We start from the raw sequence: 16,165 nt of genomic DNA, 5'->3' as shown, positions 1-16,165 counted from the left end.
ATTCACCAGCAAACCGGAATCGCAGGATGCCGGACATTTTTATGAATATTAATAACCTCGGTGGGATAGACATAATATGAATAATATCTCAGTAACGCCTAAAGGCGGTACGATCGCCTCACAGCTGAGTGGCAGCGATGTCAATTTAACCGCTCCGAGCGTAGTTCAGCTCAACCTCAATCGATCTGACATTCAATCTTTTGCGCGCAACGGTAACGACCTGGTTGTCACAACGAAATCCGGGGAAACGGTTGTTATTCATAATTTTTATGGTCCGACAGGCGAGAGCGACCTGGTCTTGCAGGATGAGCGGGGCGCGCTGTGGTGGGTAGAAGATCCCGGTCAGGAAGGCTTCCAGTTTGTCTCAATCGACAGCACAGAAGGGCTGCTGGCTGACAATATCACTAATGATGGAGCCATTGCTGCCTATGGTTTCGGTGGCGCAGCGCTGGCGGGTATTGCCGCGATGTTTGCAGGCAGCGGCGGCGGCGGTGGCAACGCCTCTGTAACCGGACAAACGCCTGGCGATGGCGGTACCGGCGGCACCAGCCCCGGCGGCGGTGAGACGGGCGGCACCAATCCCGGCGGTGGCGACAACGGCGGCGGTGACACGGGCGGCGGCGATACCGGCGGTGGCGATACCGGCGGTGGCGACAACGGCGGCGGTGAAACGGGCGGTGGCGACACGGGCGGCGGTGACACGGGCGGTGGCGATACCGGCGGCGGTGACACGGGCGGTGGCGATACCGGCGGCGGTGACACGGGCGGTGGCGATACCGGCGGTGGTGACACGGGCGGCGGCGATACCGGCGGTGGTGACACGGGCGGTGGCGATACCGGCGGTGGTGACACGGGCGGCGGCGATACCGGCGGCGGTGACACGGGCGGTGGCGACAACGGCGGCGGCGAGGATACCACTGCACCCGGCCCGGTAACCGATCTCACTATCAGCGACAGTGTCGGCAGTGTGCAGGGCGCAATTAGCGCAGGCACCGTTACCGACGATAATACCCCTGTATTAAGCGGAACAGCAGAAGCCGGTGCAACCATCAGCGTTTATGACGGCGAGACGCTGCTTGGCACCGTAACGGTCAGCGCAGATGGCCGCTGGAGCTTTACCTCACCCGTGCTGGCAGAGGGTCAGCACAGCCTGACCGTTACCGTAACCGATGCAGCAGGTAACGTCAGCAGCCCAACCAGCCCGGTTAATTTCGTCGTGGACACCCTTGCGCCGGATGCTGTCAGCGATCTGACCGCGAGCAGTAACTACAGCGCGACCATCACCCCCATCGAACAAAACAGCGCAACCCGTGACAACACGCCAGTGCTTCAGGGCACCGCCGAGGCGGGAAGCCTTATCACTATTCGCGATGGCGACAGCGTGCTGGGCACGGTAACCGCGGGCAGTGACGGCAGCTGGACCTTCTCCAGCCCGGTACTGGCTGACGGCAGCCATACGCTGAGCGTTACCGTAACCGATGCGGCAGGTAATGTCAGTGAAGCAACAACACTGACCTTTACCGTTGACACCCTTGCTCCCGCAGCGGCCAGCGAATTGCTGCTGACTGATAACACAGGCGACAGTCAGGGACCGCTGAGCTCGGGCAGTTCCACCGACGATAATACCCCAGTGCTGAGCGGCGTGGCTGAAGCAGGCGCCACCGTTAGCGTTTACGATGGCGATACGCTGCTGGGCACGGCGACGGCTGACGCAGACGGCAGCTGGAGCTTTACCCCTGCGGCATTGACCAATGGCAGTCACAGCCTGACGGTGACCGTTACCGACGCGGCGGGCAACGTCAGCACACCGACTGCGCCCATCGTGATCAATGTTGCGACCGATCTGCCGCCTGCTACCAGCTCACTGGAGATCACCGATGATACCGGCAGCACGCTGGTACAGCTCTCGAACGGTGCCGTCACTGCCGACAATACGCCGACGCTGAGCGGTCTGGCCACGCCCGGTGCGCTGATCACGCTCTATAACGGCGATGTGGTGCTGGGTAGCGTAACCGCAGATGCCAGCGGCCAGTGGGCTTTCACCCCTGACGCGCTGGACGATGGTACTTATGCCTTCCGCGCCACCCTTACCGACGCAGAAGGTAACGTGACCGATACGCCGACGATTACTCTCACCATTGATACGCTGGTGCCGGACGCCGCAGGCGATCTGCTACTGAGTAGCAACAGCGGTGAGACCGTCATCCCGGTCACCTCTGGCGGTGCAACGAATGACAATACGCCCGTGCTGAGCGGCACCGCAGAGCCGGGCAGCATCATCTCTGTACTGGACGGCACGCAGCTGCTGGGGACGGCAACGGCAGGCAGCGACGGCAGCTGGCGCTTCACGACCCCCGCGCTGACCGAAGGCAGCCACAGCCTGACAACTACCGTGACCGATGCCGCAGGCAACATCAGCGCGCCGTCTGCGCCCATCCTCTTCACTGTTGATACGTTGCCGCCTGCTGGCGTCAGCGGACTGGTAGTAACGGACGATGTCGGTGACAGCACCGGGCCGCTGACTTCCGGCGCAACCACCGATGACAGCACGCCGATCCTGAGCGGCCAGGCGGAGCCCGATTCGCTGGTCACTCTTTATGACGGTAGCGTCGTCATCGGCAGCGTCACGGTAGGCACTGACGGCAACTGGAGCTTTACCACTCCTGCACTGAGCAACGGCAGCCACAGCCTGACCCTTATCGTAACCGATGCGGCAGGCAACGTGAGTCCGGCCTCTGACCCCTTTGAGTTAACGGTGGCGGCAGGTCTGCCGCCTGCGACCAGCTCGCTGCAAATCACTGACGACAGTGGCAGCACGCTGGTTCAGCTTAATGACGGTGACAGTACCGGTGATTCTACGCCGGTGCTGACGGGCCTGACAGCAGCGGGTGCGCTGGTCACGCTCTATAACGGCGATGAGGTACTGGGCAGCGTCACTGCCGATGCCAGCGGGCAGTGGAGCTTTACGCCTGAGGCGCTGCTGGATGGCAGCTACGCATTCCGCGCGACCTTCACCGATACTGCGGGTAACGTTACCGATTCTGCCACCCTGAATATCACCATCGACACCGTTGCGCCGGAGAGTGCAACCGGGATAGCGCTCAGCAGCGATGCCAGCGGAACGCCGGTTGCTGTCACTTCAGGCGTAACGAATGATGTTACCCCGGTACTGAGCGGCAGTGCCGAACCCGGCACCCTGATCACGGTTTCTGACGGCACCACCGTGCTGGGCAGCATAACGGCAGGGGAGGATGGCACATGGCGCTTCACCACGCCTGCGCTGACCGAAGGCAGTCACAGCCTTACCGTTGTCGCGACCGATGCGGCAGGCAACGCCAGCGCCCCCTCGGCACCCGTTGTATTTACCGTTGATACCACACCGCCAGCGGCCGCCGCCGATCTGGTGCTTAACAGCAACAGCGGGGGTGTTTCCGTTCCGGTTGGTGCGGGCGGGGCCACTAACGATGCTTCACCCATACTGAGCGGCAGCGCTGAACCCGGCGCTATCGTCACCATTTCTGATGGCGACACCGTGCTGGGCAGCGTCACTGCAGGCGGTGATGGCAGCTGGAGCTTCACCGTACCGACGCTCGACGAAGGCAGCCACAGCCTGACCACCACCGTGACCGATGCGGCAGGCAACACCGGACCGGCATCAGCGCCCGTCAACTTTACGCTGGATACCACCGTGCCGGATGCCGCCAGCGGCCTGATCGTCACTGATGATGTTGGCGATGACCAGGGCGTGCTGACTTCCGGTGATACCACTGATGACAGTACGCCTACCCTGAGCGGCCAGGCCGAAGCGGGCAGTCTGGTTAGCGTCTACGATGGCGACACGCTGCTCGGCTCGGTGACGGCAGACGCTGAGGGCGGCTGGCGTTTTACCACGCCAGCGCTGAGCAATGGCAGCCACAGTCTGACCGTTACCGTCACCGATGCCGCAGGCAACGTCAGTGCGCCAACCGACGCGTTCACGGTGATTGTCGCGGCCGATCTGCCGCCTGCCACCGCGTCGCTGGAGATCACCGACGACAGCGGCAGCACGCTGGTTCAGTTGACTAACGGCGCGACAACGCCGGATAACACGCCGATTTTGAGTGGCCTGACGACGGCTAATGCGCTGGTGACCATTTATAACGGCGAGCAGGTGCTGGGCAGCGTGACCGCAGATGCAAACGGGCAGTGGAGCTTTACGCCAGCGACGCTGGCAGACGGCACCTATGATTTTCACGCCACCAGTACCGATGCGTCAGGCACGGTGACCGATTCCGGCACGCTAACCATTACCATTGATGCCACCGCGCCCGATGCGGTGAGTAATCTGCTGCTGAGCAGCGATGCCAGCGGTACGGCGGTGCCAGTCACCACCGGCGCCACCAATGATGTCTCTCCGGTGCTCAGCGGCAGTGCCGAACCTGGCGCACTCATCACCGTGTCGGACGGCACTACCGTGCTGGGCAGCGTGACCGCAGGCCAGGACGGAAGCTGGAGCTTCACGACGCCAGCGCTGGCTGAAGGTGCGCACAGCCTGACCGCCACCGCGACCGATGCGGCGGGCAACGTCAGCCAGCCCTCTGCACCGGTAACCTTTACCGTGGACACCACTCCACCCGCCGTGGTGGCCGATCTGCTGCTAAGCGATAACCGTGGCATTCTGCTGCCGATTGCGCCAGGCGGCGCGACCAATGATACCTCACCGATTGTGAGCGGAACGGCGGAGCCGGGCAGTATCGTTACCCTTTCTGATGGCGAGACCGTGCTCGGTAGCGTGTCGGTAGGCAGTGATGGTAGCTGGAGCTTTACCCTTCCGACGCTGGAGGACGGAGGCCACAGCCTGACCGCGACCGTCACCGACGCGGCAGGCAATGTCGGCGCGGCTTCCTCTTCGTTAAGCTTCATCGTCGATACCGCAGCACCTGAAGCAGTGAGCGGGCTGATTGTCAGCGACGACTTCGGCACCGGACAGGGTACGCTGACCTCCGGCGATACCACCGATGACCGCACACCGACCCTGAGCGGCCAGGCTGAACCCAACGCGATCATTGCTGTCTACGACGGCGAGACGCTGCTGGGGAATACCACCGCTGACGTCGACGGCAACTGGAGTTTCACCACGCCCGTGCTGAGCACCGGTGCGCACAGCCTGACCGTGACCGTGACCGATGCAGCCGGCAACGTCAGCCCGGCGACTGACGCTTTCGATCTGACCATTGAGGGGGGACTGCCGCCAGCTACAGCGCCGCTGGAAGTGACCGGAGAAGCAGGTAATACCCTGACGCCGCTGGTTGACGGTAGCATTACCAATGAAGACAGCCCGATTCTGAGCGGGGTGGCCGATCCCAATAGCCTGGTGACGCTCTATGACGGCACGACGCAGCTGGGCAGCGTGACGGCGGATGCCAGTGGACAGTGGTTCTTCCGCCTCTTCTCGCTCACTGACGGTCAGCATGTTTTCCTTGCCGTGATTAACAGTCCGAACGGCAGTACCACCAATGCCGGTCCGCTCACCATTACGGTAGATACGGTTGCGCCTGAGGCCGCAGATAATCTGCAACTCAGCAACGATGAAGGCAGCATCACGCTGCCGATAAGCGCGGGCGGTGCAACCAATGACGCCTCGCCGGTGCTGAGCGGCACCGCTGAGCCGGGCAGTACGGTTGCGGTCTCCGATGGCGCTACGCTTTTGGGGACCACAACGGTTAACGCCGACGGCAGCTGGCGTTTCACCACGCCGGGACTGGCGGAAGGCGCGCACAGTCTGACCACTACCGTGACGGATGTCGCGGGCAACGTCAGTGCGCCCTCTACGCCGTTCGACTTCACGATTGATACCACTGCACCAGCCGCGGCAAGCGGGCTGGTGGTCAGCGATGACGCTGGCGATTTGCAAGGGCCGCTCACCTCGGGCGCGACCACCGATGACAACACCCCAACCCTGAGCGGTCAGGCGGAAGCGGGCAGCGTCGTCAGCGTCTATGACGGTGAGGTGCTGCTCGGCACGGTAACGGCGGACGGGGACGGAAACTGGAGCCTGACCACTTCAGCGCTGAGCAACGGTCTTCATAGCCTGTCGGTGACCGTCACCGATGCAGCCGGTAACGTCAGCCAGGCTACGCCGGCCATCAACCTGAATGTGCAGGCCGGTCTGCCGCCAGCAACCACCTCGCTGGAGGCGACCGACGATAGCGGCACAACCCTTGTGTCACTGGTGGATGGCGCCACCACGCAGGATACTACGCCGATTCTGAGCGGCCTGGCCGCCGCCGGATCGCTGGTGACCCTCTACAGCGGTGACACGGTGCTGGGCAGTGTAACGGCCGATGCCAGCGGGCAATGGCGCTTCACCCCGGCGACGCTGGCGGAGGGAACTTATACCGTCCTCGCTTCCTTTACCGATGCGGCGGGCAACGTGACGGATTCAGCGCCGCTGACTCTGACCATCGACACCACGCCGCCGCAGGCGGCAACGGGCATTACCCTGACGGATGCAAATGGCGACGCGGTGGCTCCCGGAACCACAACCAGTGTCAATGCACCTGTGCTCAGCGGTAACGCCGAGGCGGGCAGTATCGTCACCATTTCTGATGGTACAACCGTACTGGGATCGACCACGGCAGCCGCTGACGGCAGCTGGCGCTTTACGACGCCAGCGCTAACCGAAGGTGACCACAGCCTGACAACGACCGTCACCGATCGGGCGGGCAACGTCAGCGCATCAGGTGAGGCCATCACTCTGACCGTCGATACGCTTCCTCCGGCGACGGCTACCGATCTGCTGCTCGGCAGCGATGAGGGCGGAACGGTAGTGCCAGTGGCATCAGGCGGTGTCACCAGCGATACCACGCCGGTGTTGAGCGGCAGCGCCGAGCCAGGCAGCCTCGTTACCGTTTCTGACGGCGACAATGTACTGGGTAGCGTCACGGCGGATCAGGACGGCAACTGGCGTTACACCACACCTGAACTGGATGAAGGCGAGCACAGCCTGACTGCCACCGTTACCGACGCTGCGGGCAACGTTAGCGCGCCTTCTGCACCGGTACTGATCACCGTGGATACCACGCCGCCGGCCGTGGCTGCCGATCTGCTGCTGAGCAACGATCAGAGCGGCACGCCGGTTGCGGTTGTGGGCGGGCTTACCAACGATCCGACGCCGGTACTGAGCGGCACGGCTGAAGCAGGCGGCATCGTCACCGTTTTCGACGGCGAGGCGGTACTCGGTTCGGTCACGGTCGGCAGCGACGGCAGCTGGAGCTTTATCACGCCTGCGCTCAGCGAAGGCGATCACAGCCTGACAGCCACGGTCACCGATGCGGCAGGCAACAGCAGTCAGCCGACCGCGGCGCTGGTAATTACCATTGATACCACGCCACCCGTGGCGGCAGCTGATGTGCTGCTCACTAACGATCAGAGCGGTGCGCCCGTGCTCTCCGGCGGGCTGACCAATGATGCGACACCGGTGCTGAGCGGCACGGCAGCGGCGGGCAGCACCATCACGGTCTATGATGGCGAGGCTTTGCTGGGCACCACAACCACTGACGCGGACGGCAACTGGAGCTTTACCTCACCGGCACTGGATGACGGCAGCCACAGCCTGACGGCAACCGTGACCAGTGCGGCAGGCAACGTCAGCGCGCCCACCGAGGCGCTGGGCTTCACCGTCGATACGCAGCCGCCTGCAATCGCAACCGATCTGGCGCTGAACAACGATCAGAACGGAACGGCGATTGTTGCCGGAGGCGTGACCAACGACACCACCCCGGTGTTCAGCGGCACCGCCGAGCCGGGCGCGACGGTGACCATCCTTGATGGGGGTGAGGAACTGGGCAGCGTCATCGTTGACGCCGACGGTAACTGGAGCTTTACGCCCAATACGCCGCTGGACGCCGGCAACCACACCCTGACCACCCTCGTTACCGATGCAGCAGGCAATACCGGGCAGCCTTCAGAGGCCTTTGCCTTTACCGTGGATCTTGCCCCGCCAGCCGCAGCGGTTGATCTGCAAATCAGTAACGATGCCAGCGGCACCCCGGTGGCCATCGCTGCGGGCGGTGTTACTAATGACACCACCCCGCTGCTAAGCGGTACCGCCGAGGCAGGCAGCATCATTACCGTGTCTGACGGTGATGCGGTGCTGGGCACCACCACGGTGAACGGCGACGGCAGCTGGAGCTTTAGTGTGCCAGCGTTGAGCGAGGGAGCGCATAGCCTGAGCGTGGTGGTGACTAACCCGATCGGCAACAGCAGCGCCCCTTCAGAACCCGTTGCCTTTACCATTGACATTACCGCACCGGCGACGGCGGCTGAGCTGCAGCTGAGCCGTGACGATAACGGCAACCCCATTGTCGTGGGCGGCGTCACCAACGATACGACGCCGGTATTGAATGGAACAGCCGAGGCAAACAGCCTCATCACCATTTATGACGGCGACACGGTGCTGGGTAGCGTCACGGCAACCGCGGAGGGGATCTGGAGCTTCACCTCGCCAGCGCTGGATGAGGGCACCCATAGCCTGACCACCATTGTCACCGATCCGGCGGGCAACGTCAGCGCAGCGTCAGAGCCGTACAGTTTCAGCGTCGATCTCACTGCACCGGCGCTGGCTGAGAATGTGCTGCTCAACAATAACAACGGCACGACGCTGATCCCTGTGGTTGAGGGCAGCGTAACCAATGACGCCACGCCGCTGTTAACCGGTACGGCGGAGGCGAACAGCATCGTTACCGTTTACGACGGTGACCGCGTGCTGGACACCGTGCTGGTCAACGCAGAAGGCAACTGGAGCTATGAGACATCGACGCTGGGTGAGGGGACGCATAACCTCAGCGTTACCGTTACCGATGCGGCGGGTAACGTGAGCGGCAACACCACTGCTGTCAGCTTTACGGTTGATACCGCTGTGCCTGACGCCGTGGACGATCTGCTGCTTACCAATGACGTCAGCGGCGTGGTCATTGCGGATGGCGATCTGACCAATGACAGCACGCCAGTCCTGAGCGGCACAGCTGAAGCAGGCAGCACGGTGAGCGTCTTTGACGGCGACACGCTGCTGGGGACCGCTACGGTCAATGATGAGGGGACCTGGCGCTTTACGTCACCCACCCTGAACGATGGCGATCACAGTCTGAGCGTGACCGTTACCGATAAGGCGGGTAACACCAGTCCGGCCAGCGAGGCCACCACGCTGACCATTGATACTCAGCCACCTGCCGCCGTCACCGGGCTGACGCTGGCGAATATTACCGATGGCAGCCTGACCAATATCAACACGCCGGTGGTCAGCGGCGCGGCAGAAGCGGGAACCGTCGTCACGATTTTTGACGGCGACACGCCGCTGGGATCCGTCACGGTAGACGATACCGGCACCTGGCGTTTCACCTCACCCGTGCTGGAGGATGGCAGCCATACGCTGAGCGTGACCGCCGTTGATGCGGCGGGTAACATCAGCGCCGCGGCAACGGTTAGCCTGGTGGTGGATGCCACTGCACCGGCAGCAGCAGAGGCGATTACGCTCAGCAGTGATAACGGCACCACTGCGGTGGTGATTGGTAATGACGATATCACCAGCGACAGCACGCCGTTGCTGAGCGGTACGGCTGAAGCAGGCAGCATTATTACCGTGTTTGATGGTGAAACCTCGCTGGGCACCACCACGGTGGGTGAAAACGGCCAGTGGAGCTTTACGGTTCCTGCGCTGAGTGACGACCGTCACCTCCTGAGCGTGACCGTCACCGATGCTGCAGGCAATATCAGCGCCGCTTCCACGCCTGTCGCCTTTACGGTTGATACCCTGGCGCCCGATCCCTCTACGCTGACGGTCATCAACGATAGCGGTGACGAGGCGATCATTCTCACCCCGGGCGAAACCACCAGCGACAATACGCCGCTGGTAACGGGTACTGCTGAAGCCTTCAGCCTGGTGACCCTCTACGACGGCGACATCGCGATTGGCTCCACCACTGCCAGCGACACCGGCGCGTGGAGCATCCAGGCACCTGCGCTGGCGGATGGCAGCCACACGCTGAGCACCACGGTGACTGACGAGATTGGTAATGTCAGCCCACGCTCTGACTCTTTCACTGTCATCGTCGATGTAACGCCACCGGAGCCGGCTGGCAACCTGACGCTACAGGCCAGCGGCGGCATCACGCTGACGGATGGCGCAGTCACCAGCGACAGTACCCCGACGATCGCCGGCACTGCGGAGGCGAACAGCATCGTTCGTGTCTACAACGGTGAGACCGAGATTGGGTCAGTCGCGGCAGACGGGAACGGCAACTGGAGCTTTACGCCTGCCGCGCTGGGTGATGCGACTTATGCACTGAGCGTGACGGTCACGGATGCGGCAGGCAACGTCAGCGCCACGGCATCGCTGGGCTCCATCACGGTGGACACCACCGCACCGGCAGCAGCAACCTTTACCATCTATGACACTGCGGGCGCGACGCCGGTGGCGATCGCCGATGGCAGCTATACCGACGACCAGACGCCGGTGCTGCGCGGCAACGCCGAAGTGGGCGCAACGGTCAATGTCTATGAAGGGGAGACGCTGCTCGGCACGGCGACGGTCAATGAAAACGGCATCTGGCGTTTTGAAACCGGCACCCTGGCTGAAGGGCAGTATATCTTCACGGTTTCGGTTACCGATGCGGCAGGCAATACCAGCGTCGAAGCCCAGCCGTACACTATCAACATCGATATTACGCCACCGGCTGCCATCAGCGATCTGCTGGTTAGTGACAATGCGGGAGCCACCACCGGTCCGCTGTTAAGCGGCGCAACCACCGATGACAATACCCCAACGCTGAGCGGAACGGCAGAGCTGGGTAGCGTGGTCACGCTTTACGACGGTTCGACGCTGCTGGGCAGCGTCGCTACGGCGGCAGACGGTAGCTGGAGCTTTACGCCAGCGGCGCTGAGCAACGGTCCGCACAGCTTTACCCTTACCCAGACGGATGCGGCAGGCAACGTCGGCCCGGCGACAGATGCCTTCCTGCTCAATATTGCCAACGGACTGCCGCCCACTACCAGTACGCTGCAAATCACGGATGACAACGGCAGTACGCTGGTGACACTCACCGACGGCTCATTTACCAATGACGATACGCCGGTGCTCAGCGGCGTCGCGACGGCGGGCGACGTGATCACCATCAATGACGGCGAGGTCGTTCTGGGACAGGTGACGGTTGGCGAAAACGGCATCTGGAGCTTTACGCCTGAGGCGCTGGCTGAAGGGCCCCATGCGATCTTTATCACCACCGTCGATGCGGCGGGCAACCCGGGCCAGACCTCGGACACCATTACTATCACCGTGGATACCACCGTACCCGCTACAGTGGCCGATCTGCTGGTCAGCAACGATACGGCAGCCACGCCAGTAGGCATCGCTAACGGTGGCATCACCAACGACAACACGCCGCTGCTCAACGGCACCACCGAAGCGGGAGCGCTGGTCACCGTCTATGACGGCAACAGCGCCATTGCCTCGGTGACGGCGGACGCGCAAGGTGCATGGAGCGTCAATACACCGTTCCTGACCAACGGCGGCCATGCGCTGAGCGTTACGGTAACCGACGTGGCGGGCAACGTCAGTGAACGTTCAGCAACCGTGGCCTTTACCGTTGACTCCATTGCGCCGGCGACGGCAACCGGTTTGATCCTCACCAACGACGCCACCGGTACGCCGGTGCCGAATGGCGGAACGACCAACGACAGCACGCCAGTGCTGAGCGGCAGTGCGGAGGCAGGCAGCCTGGTGACCGTGTACGACGGCAGCGTGGTGCTCGGTTCCGTTACTGCGGGCGCAGAGGGCAACTGGAGCTTTACCTCGCCGACGCTGGAGCAGGGGCCGCATAGCCTGAATGTCCGGGTGTCAGATGCCGCCGGTAACAGCAGTGTACCGTCCGGCACGGTAACGGTGGTGGTTGACACCGTTGCACCTGTCGCCCCGACGCTGAGCGCCAGCAACAATAACGGTGCGACGGCCACGCCAGTTCTCAACAACGGGATTACCAATGACAGTACGCCAGCGCTGAGCGGAACGGCAGAGGCGGGCAGCCGCATCACCATTTCCGACGGCACCAGTGTGCTTGGTAGCGTAACGGCGGGCAGCAACGGCCAGTGGAGCTTTATTTCACCGACGCTGGCAGACGGTGAGCACACGCTGAGCGTGGTGGCCACCGATGCGGCAGGCAACAGCAGCACGCCGTCTACGCTGACGCTGACGGTCGCCACGGCTGCACCAGCCCCTGTCGCTGACCTGGTAGTCACTGACAATGTGGGCACCGTGCAGGGCGCGCTGACCAGCGGGGCTGTCACCGATGACACCACGCCAACGCTGAGCGGTACCACCGGCGCAGGCAACATCATTACCGTTTATGACGGTACGACGCTGCTTGGCACGGTCACCGCCACGGACGGAACATGGAGCTTCACGACCGGTGCGCTGGCACAGGGGCCACATACGCTCAACGTCACGGTTACCAATGCGGCGGGCAACGTCAGTACGGCGACACCGTTCAACCTGACGATTGATACAGTGGCACCGGCAGCCTCAACGCTGGTTATCACCAACGACGCCGCAGGCGTGGTGGTACCGAATGGGGGATCCACCAACGACAGTACGCCCGTGCTGAGCGGAACGGCCGAAACAGGCAGCGTCGTCACGCTCTATGACGGAACCACCACGCTGGGCACCGTTACCGTGGGCGCAGGAGGGGCATGGAGCTTTACCCCCGCCACTGCGCTAGGCGAGGGCGCGCATTCGCTGCGCGTCACGGTCACGGACGCGGCCGGTAACGTCAGCGGTTCAACCTCTGCCAGCGTGATTATCGACACCACGCCGCCGGAGGTCACGCTTACCGCCAGCAACAACAACGGCACCGTGCCGGTGGCGATAGCGAATAACGGTCTTACCAACGACAGCACGCCAGCGCTGAGTGGCGTGGCCGAGGCGGGCAGTCGCCTGACGATCTCCGACGGCACCACCGTTATCGGCAGCGTCACGGTAGGCAGCAGCGGCCAGTGGAGCTTTGTCACCCCAACGCTGGCGGACGGTGCACATACCCTGAGCGTCACGGCAACGGATGCAGTGGGCAACATCAGTGCGCCCGTTTCGCTGACGTTAAACGTGGATACCACGCCGCCTGCGGCAGTGGCCAACCTGGAAGTCAGGGATAACGTTGGTTCGATACAGGGCGTGCTGGCGAACGGCGCGATCACCGATGACAACACGCCAACGCTGAGCGGCACCGCCGAAGCGGGCGCGGTAGTGACGATTTTTGACGGCACCACCCCCCTCGGATCGGTTACAGCGGGCGCGGACGGCGCATGGAGCTTTACCACCGCGGCGCTGAATAACGGCGTCCATCCGCTGAGCGTGACGGTGCGCGATGTCGCGGGCAACACCAGTGCAGCATCGGCCACGGTCTCCATTACGGTTGATACGGTCGCACCTGGCGCTTCTACGCTGGTGGTCACCAATGACGTGACCGGCACCGTTGTCGCGAATGGTGGTGCCACCAACGATAATACGCCAACCCTCAGCGGCTCGGCGGAGGCGGGCAGTCGCATTACCATCTATGACGGCGCGCAGCTGCTGGGCACGGCCACCGTGGGAAGCGGGGGCACATGGAGCTTTACCACTGGTGTGCTGAGCAACGGCACCCATCCGCTCAATGTCACGGTAACGGATGTGGCGGGCAACGTCAGTACCACCACCTCGACCAGCATCCTTATCGATACGGTGGCGCCGGTGGCGGTCACCGCCCTGACGGCGAGTAACAACAACGGCAGCACGCCGGTGACTATCCCTAACGGCGGCATTACCAACGACAGTACGCCGCTGCTGAGTGGCGTCGGCGAAGCGGGGGCCAGGATCAGCGTTTTTGACGGCACCAGCCTGCTGGGCACCACCACGGTCGGCAGCAACGGCCAGTGGAGCTTTGTCTCTCCGACGTTGAGCAACGGTCCGCATACCCTGAATGTGACCGCCACTGACGTGGCGGGCAACGTCAGCCCGAGCGCGTCAGTCACGCTGACGGTCGATACGGTCGCGCCTGTGGCCAGTACGCTGGTGATCACCAACGACACGGTGACGCCTGGCGTCACGGTGCCGAGCGGCGGAGCGACGCGCGATACCACGCCGGTATTGAGCGGGACGACGGAAGCGGGTGCCGTCGTGCGGATCTATGATGGCGCGACGCTGTTGGGTAGCGTCACGGCTGGTACCGGCGGTGCCTGGAGCTTCACGACCGGCACGCTGACGCAGGGGACCCATCCGCTGAGCGTGACCGCGACCGATGCCGCAGGCAACGTCAGCGCGACCACCTCTGCCAGCGTAATCGTTGACAGCGTGGCCCCAACGGCCGTGAGCGGCCTGGCGGTCAACGCCGCCGGCACCACGCTGACCGGCCTTGGTGAGGCGGGCGCAACGGTCACGGTGCGTGACGCAGGCGGCAACGCCATCGGCAGCAGCACCGTGGCCGCTAACGGCAGCTTCTCGGTGACGCTGACCACGGCGCAGACGACCGGTGCAACGCTGACCGTCACCCAGGCCGACAGCGCAGGCAACGTATCGCCAGGCGCATCTGTTCTGGGTGCCATCCGCGTAACGGCGGTCAACGATGTCAATGAAGTGGATTACTCCACCACGTTCGGCACCGTGACCAACGCCAATGTCAGCCAGAGTGGTATTGCCCTGCTGAGCGTTAACCTGGGCGGCACGCTGAGTCTGAGCGTGCTCCAGAGCGCCGGGGCTTATCAGTTCAGCGTGGGCACCAATGATACCCGTACCGTCACGCTGCATGCGTCAGCAACCAGCCTGGTGGCGCTGACATCGACCTATACGCTCTATCTCTATCAGCAGCAGGCGGACGGTAGCTGGGCAGTGAAATCCACTAACGCTAACTACATCTCCACTTTCCTGACGGTGGGGACGCAGAGCGGGGGCAACGTGACCTATAGCAATCTCGGCACCGGTAACTACGCCGTGCTGCTGGGAACCAGCTCAGGCGTCGGTGTCCTGCCGACCACGACTATCACAACCACGTCAGACATCACCCGACTGGAGGTGACGGTAGCGGCTTCTGTCACGGGCAACCTGCTGACCAACGACACCAGCTCAGTCGCCGGGACGATTCCGGCAGGCACGGTGGTGACGACGGTCTCAGGCGGTGCGGTTGCCAGCACGGGGAATACGGTGGTTAACACCACCTACGGCACCCTGACTATCGACGCTAAAGGTAACTACACCTATGCGCTGAAGGCGGGTCTGGATATCGACCGGGTTCCGGCGAGCGATGTCTTCACCTATTCGGTGCGCGACGCCAGCGGAACGGTGACCTCGGCGACCCTGACGGTGGATCTGCATAACGGTCCGGCGACCACGCTCTTGTCAGTCAACAGCCTGTTTGCCGAAACCAGCGTGGATGATGGCACCACGGCAAGCGGCAGCATCTACGGTGACAGCACGGCAGCCCACAGCGGTGAGCTGAGCATTACCAATGAGAGCGGGCTAACCACCGCCATCAGCAGCAGCGGCATCACGCTGGTGGCAGGCGACTACGGCACCCTGAGTATCTCCGCTGATGGTTTCTATACCTACGCGCTGAATACGGGCGTCAACCCACAGGAGATCACGCATAAAGAGGTGTTCAGCTACAGCCTGGTAGCGGCTGACGGCACCCTTACCACCAACAGCTTCACCATTGAGCTGCATCCGACCCTTATCGGAACAGCGGATGCGGATACGCTCATCAGCAGCGCCTACGATGACACCCTCACCACTGGCGCGGGCAGCGATACCCTGGTGTATCACCTGCTCAACAGTGCGGATGCGGTCGGCGGCAACGGGCAGGACACCTGGACCGACTTCTCTGTTGCCGACGGCGACAAAGTGGATATCAGTGACCTGCTTATCGGCTGGAACGACAGCAGCAACGTCAACGATTTCGTGAAGGTAGACCATACCGCTGACGGCAATACCGTGCTGTCGATCGACCGCGACGGCACCGGGACAGCCTACAGCAGCACGCAGCTGATCACGCTGGAGGGCGTTAACGTTTCACTGGAGGAGCTACTGCAACAACCGCACCAGAACCCAACGGTGTAAGCACCGTTATGTCTGGCAGGGAAGCATTATCGGGCGCAGGGATGCGCCCCTTTC

The 16,165-nt window shown here is 63.0% G+C and carries 1 protein-coding gene; it reads left to right on the top strand.

The annotated features are described in order from the left end of the window. Positions 1-76: 76 nt before the first annotated feature. Complete coding sequence (locus HP564_RS14045; protein WP_371244017.1) at positions 77-16,111, top strand: Ig-like domain-containing protein; 16,035 nt, start codon at positions 77-79, stop codon at positions 16,109-16,111. Positions 16,112-16,165: the final 54 nt, after the last annotated feature.

It is taken from the genome of Pantoea sp. KPR_PJ, from assembly GCF_041386365.1.
Classification (GTDB): domain Bacteria; phylum Pseudomonadota; class Gammaproteobacteria; order Enterobacterales; family Enterobacteriaceae; genus Pantoea.
The sequence above is the reverse complement of the archived record's forward strand: the minus strand, read 5'-3'. Positions and strand labels throughout refer to the sequence as shown.

Bases quoted from the DNA above. Each gene is read 5' to 3' on its own strand.
- HP564_RS14045 (WP_371244017.1), top strand. From the start codon at position 77: ATGAATAATATCTCAGTAACGCCTAAAGGCGGTACGATCGCCTCACAG.